5 protein-coding genes and 1 tRNA gene are annotated in these 3179 nt (G+C 58.3%); 3 read left to right on the top strand and 3 right to left on the bottom strand.

Going from position 1 to position 3179, the window contains the following annotated elements; genetic code table 11:
• Positions 1 to 418 precede the first annotated feature (418 nt).
• A tRNA-Arg gene (locus ACW9UQ_RS18410) sits at positions 419 to 495 on the bottom strand.
• A 144-nt stretch (positions 496 to 639) separates the two neighbouring features.
• Here ACW9UQ_RS18410 and ACW9UQ_RS18415 point away from each other — a divergent pair.
• Entirely contained in the window at positions 640 to 1134 is a 495-nt protein-coding gene (locus tag ACW9UQ_RS18415) for a ClbS/DfsB family four-helix bundle protein (RefSeq protein ID WP_458932450.1), read from the top strand.
• On the opposite strand, the gene ACW9UQ_RS18420 is transcribed toward ACW9UQ_RS18415, so the two are convergent.
• Positions 1131 to 1448, bottom strand: a complete 318-nt coding sequence (locus tag ACW9UQ_RS18420; protein WP_458932451.1) for a phosphoribosyl-ATP diphosphatase — start codon at positions 1446 to 1448, stop codon at positions 1131 to 1133. The genes ACW9UQ_RS18415 and ACW9UQ_RS18420 overlap by 4 nt on opposite strands.
• A complete protein-coding gene (gene hisF, locus ACW9UQ_RS18425; protein WP_458932452.1) occupies positions 1445 to 2206 on the bottom strand; it encodes an imidazole glycerol phosphate synthase subunit HisF in 762 nt (253 codons plus the stop codon). Before hisF ends, ACW9UQ_RS18420 begins: the two co-directional genes overlap by 4 nt.
• A gap of 211 nt (positions 2207 to 2417) precedes the next feature.
• On the opposite strand from hisF, the gene ACW9UQ_RS18430 reads away from it, so the two are divergent.
• Both ACW9UQ_RS18430 and ACW9UQ_RS18435 read left to right on the top strand, forming a co-directional pair.
• Positions 2418 to 2858, top strand: coding sequence for a DUF302 domain-containing protein (locus tag ACW9UQ_RS18430; protein ID WP_458932453.1), 441 nt, complete (start codon positions 2418 to 2420; stop codon positions 2856 to 2858).
• Positions 2859 to 2941: 83 nt separating this feature from the next.
• Positions 2942 to 3100 (top strand): hypothetical protein, encoded by a 159-nt coding sequence (locus ACW9UQ_RS18435; RefSeq protein WP_458932454.1) that lies wholly within the window; start codon positions 2942 to 2944, stop codon positions 3098 to 3100.
• The last annotated feature ends 79 nt before the right edge of the window (positions 3101 to 3179 follow it).

Below are 3179 nucleotides of genomic sequence, written 5' to 3' on the forward strand. Positions count from 1 at the left end.
TCAATGATGGCCCATTGCGCATCGGTCAAAACTCTTCGGGTCAAGGCTGCTCCCCTCTGTTTGCAACCTTGAAGCAGAAGTCAGCTGATTTGGGAACCCTGAACGTCAACAGCCTCTAGATAGATTCTCAGACATCTTGTTATCTTGACCGAAAGACCCGTTTCGAGGCGAAGCGTGTGCTCCAAAGCGCAAAGGCTATGCGACCAACGGCGACCCCTGCTTACCAAAGTAAGAAGGCCCTTTCAGAAAATCATCGGTGTTGGTACGCTGTATCCGCGATGCTATTCAAATACATCATCGAATGCGTGCAACCTACTTTTTAGCGAACCCCAGTTTACCATCGCCCCGGAACCTGTTTGCAAAAAGAGGCTGAAGCCGTAGGCAAATAATCCGGCGGTCTCAGAACCTGTTGTCTGATTGGCGCACCCGACACGATTCGAACGTGTGACCTCTGCCTTCGGAGGGCAGCGCTCTATCCAGCTGAGCTACGGGTGCGTTGGGGCGGGTATAGCGAAGGGGGAGAATTAGGGCAATCTGAAAATATGCGGTGGCCGACACGTGTCCGGTGATGCTTGATCCGCATCAATGGATGTAACCGCCGGGCAAAGTATGTTTGTCTTGCATTAGAAGGGGGCGGTCATGCCTGCGACGTCGAAACAGGACCTGCTTCAGGTCACACGCTCAGAGTTTGCCAAGCTGGAAAAGCTGATCCAGCCGGTGGGCGCGAAAGCGGCATTTTGCCGGGATGAGGATGATACAACGATCAAGGACATTATCGGCCACCGCGCCCATTGGATTGATCTTTTCCTTGGCTGGTATGCGGATGGGCAGGCCGGCAGGGAGGTATTCTTCCCGGCAAAAGGCTATAAGTGGAATGACCTGAAACGATACAATGCCGATCTGCGGGCGCGTCAGACAGATATGGGTTGGGAGGCGGCGCGGGATACACTCCAAGCCGCGCATGGCAAACTGGTCGCGTTCCTGGAAAGCCAGGATGACGCAGCACTCTATGGCGAGCCAATGCAGGGGGCCAGGAATAGCTGGACTACAGGTCGCTGGGCCGAGGCGGCAGGTCCAAGCCATTACCGTTCGGCATCGAAGTATATTCGCAAACGCCTGAAGGAAATCGGTTAGCCCTGGCGCGCGGCTTTCTCGGCATGGCCGGAGGTGCCCTCTCGGCGGGCCAGTTCGGCTTCGACATCTGTCCAGGCAACGCCTGAGGCGGTGAGCATCACCTGCAGATGATACAGCACATCTGCCGCTTCTGCGGTCAGGTTCGCGCGGTCGCCCTTGGCCGCGGCAATAATTGCCTCTATCGCTTCCTCACCGAATTTCTCGGCGCATTTCGCCGAACCCTTGGCCAGAAGGCTGGCCGTGTAGGAGGTATCGGGTGCCTCGGATGCGCGGGCGGTGATGGTGTCGGCCAGGCGGGTCAGGATATCGGTCATGTCAGCCTCACAGGGATACCGGCGGCGGCCATGTGGGCCTTGGCCTCGGCGATGGTGTGGTCGCCGAAATGGAAGATGGAGGCGGCAAGAACAGCGCTGGCATGGCCTTGGGTCACGCCCTCAACCAGATGATCCAGCGTTCCGACCCCGCCCGAGGCGATCACTGGGATGCGCACCGCGTCGGCAATGGCGCGGGTCAGCGGCAGGTTGAAGCCCGCTCGGGTGCCGTCGCGATCCATTGAGGTCAGCAGGATCTCCCCTGCCCCTTTGCGCTCCATCTCGCGGGCAAAGGCGACCGCATCAATGCCCGTGGGCCGGGTGCCGCCATGGGTGAAGATTTGCCAACTGCCATCCTCTGCCGTTTTGGCATCAATCGCCACAACGATGCACTGATTGCCGAACTTGTTCGCCGCCTCAGCCACCACATCCGGATTTGCCACAGCGGCGGAGTTGAAGCTGACCTTGTCAGCGCCTGCCAGTAGCAGGTTGCGAACGTCCTGCGGTGTGCGCACGCCCCCGCCAATGGTCAGCGGCATGAAGCATTGCTCGGCGGTGCGCACCACCAGATCATACATCGTGCCGCGGTTTTCCTGCGTCGCGGCGATATCCAGAAAGCAGAGTTCATCCGCACCAGCAGCATCATAGGCCCGCGCGGCCTCGACCGGATCGCCCGCGTCTATCAAATCGACAAAGTTGACGCCTTTAACAACACGCCCGTCTTTCACGTCGAGGCAGGGGATAATGCGGGTTTTCAGCATAGGCTTACCTCTTGGATGTGTTCCATCGCGGTTGTCGCGAGCCCGCATCGGTTTTGAAACCGTTTCGTCAGAGCCTTGAGATCACAGTATTGCGCAATACCGTATAGGCAGTGGCGCGTATTTGCTCAAGACCGGCGATGACCGAAACGTGAAGCGACAGCAGAGGCCGCGCTGTTACGTTGACCCCACAAAACTTCGCTGGAGAGAGACTATGAAATTCCTTGCTGTCACCGCCGCCGCAATCTTGTTCGCCCTACCCGCTGCGGCCGACCTTATCACCAAGCCCAGCCCACATTCGGTGGCCGAGACCGCTGATCGGCTGGTCGCAGCGGTGGAAAAGGCCGGGGCAAAGGTGTTCGCAAAGGTCGATCATGCCGCCGGGGCCGAGAGTGTCGGGATGGAACTGCGCCCGACCCAGATGGTGATGTTTGGTAATCCAAAGCTTGGTACACCAGCGATCCAGGCCGCGCAAACTGCCGGACTGGATTTGCCCTTGCGGGTCGTCATCTGGCAGGCCGAGGACGGTAGCGTGATGCTGGCGTATCATGACCCGGCAGAGCTGACCGGGATGGGCGTGCCCGCCGATGCCGAGGTCATCAGCAAGATGACGGGCGCGCTGGACAAGCTGACCTCGGCTGCCGTGGCCGAATAAATCCGTCACGGTTAGCAAGCCTATCCATGCTATGATCTGTGATCGCTGCCAGAGCGGCGGTCACAGAATAGAAGGAGAAGACGATGGCCGAAGCCCCCAAAGTTCTCCATTCCGATCTTAAAGAGTTCATGCGTATCCAGAAAAAGACACGCCCCGCCGGAAGCCATCCGGCGGCAAAAGCCATGCTTAAGAAGCCGCGCACTGTCCGTCGTCATATAAAATGGAACATCAGCGCGGTTTGAGCAATGGAGTCTCTGGCTCATTTGTTTGATTGATTATGCGGCTTGTTTTTGATGTTGCAAGCGGCGGTGTTTGATTGTC

Source organism: Halovulum sp. GXIMD14793 (genome assembly GCF_054457435.1).

Coding starts and splice junctions, on each gene's coding strand:
- ACW9UQ_RS18415 (WP_458932450.1), top strand. CDS start 640: ATGCCTGCGACGTCGAAACAGGACCTGCTTCAGGTCACACGCTCAGAG.
- ACW9UQ_RS18420 (WP_458932451.1), bottom strand. CDS start 1,448: ATGACCGATATCCTGACCCGCCTGGCCGACACCATCACCGCCCGCGCA.
- hisF (WP_458932452.1), bottom strand. CDS start 2,206: ATGCTGAAAACCCGCATTATCCCCTGCCTCGACGTGAAAGACGGGCGT.
- ACW9UQ_RS18430 (WP_458932453.1), top strand. CDS start 2,418: ATGAAATTCCTTGCTGTCACCGCCGCCGCAATCTTGTTCGCCCTACCC.
- ACW9UQ_RS18435 (WP_458932454.1), top strand. CDS start 2,942: ATGGCCGAAGCCCCCAAAGTTCTCCATTCCGATCTTAAAGAGTTCATG.